We start from the raw sequence: 494 nt of genomic DNA on the forward strand, positions 1-494 counted from the left end.
GTGGTCGGCCTCGACTACCGCCTGATCCTGCCGTTCAGCGCGCTCGCCGCGCCGACCCTCCTCCTGGTCTGCGACGTCGTCGCGCGTGTGGTCGCGCGCCCCGGCGAACTCCAGGTGGGGATCGTCACCGCGGCGATCGGCGCGCCGCTGTTCATCGCCCTGGTGCGGCGGGGAAGGGCGGTGCGGCTGTGACTCGCGACTCCGGGACCGTGCGCGGTCCGTCCACCGGGCGGTCGGTACCCGCCCGGTCGAGCCCCTCCCGAGCGAGCATCCCCGTCCGTGCCGTCCGCTTGCGCGGGAACCGGCGCGAGCTCGGCGTCACGCTCGTACTCCTGGTCGTACTCCTGGGCCTCATGGTGCTCGGGGTGAGCATGGGCCGGGCGTCGGTGTCCCTGCCCGAACTCGCCGACCTCCTCACCGGACGCGCCGATCAGGTCACCCGCTTCGTCGTCGTGGAGCTGCGCCTGCCCCGACTGCTCACGGCGGGGGCCGCC

The 494-nt window shown here is 74.3% G+C and carries 2 protein-coding genes and 1 pseudogene (1 of these 3 running past the window's edge); all 3 read left to right on the forward strand.

Going from position 1 to position 494, the window contains the following annotated elements; translation table 11 throughout:
- Nucleotides 1-25, forward strand: the 3' end of a protein-coding gene (locus tag D471_RS36630) for an iron chelate uptake ABC transporter family permease subunit (protein ID WP_017601682.1). It extends 818 nt beyond the left edge of the window; the window shows 25 of its 843 coding nt (coding positions 819-843); the start codon falls outside the window, past its left edge; the stop codon is at nt 23-25.
- Nucleotides 1-192 carry an iron chelate uptake ABC transporter family permease subunit gene (locus D471_RS42405; protein ID WP_275041357.1) on the forward strand — a complete coding sequence of 64 codons (192 nt, stop codon included), beginning with the start codon at nt 1-3 and terminating at the stop codon, nt 190-192. The genes D471_RS36630 and D471_RS42405 overlap by 25 nt, the downstream gene beginning before the upstream one ends.
- Nucleotides 189-494: pseudogene (locus D471_RS0127970) on the forward strand (hypothetical protein); the annotation flags it as partial. The gene D471_RS42405 and the pseudogene D471_RS0127970, both read left to right, overlap by 4 nt.

The sequence above is a fragment of the Nocardiopsis lucentensis DSM 44048 genome (assembly GCF_000341125.1).
In the GTDB taxonomy this organism is placed as follows: domain Bacteria; phylum Actinomycetota; class Actinomycetes; order Streptosporangiales; family Streptosporangiaceae; genus Nocardiopsis; species Nocardiopsis lucentensis.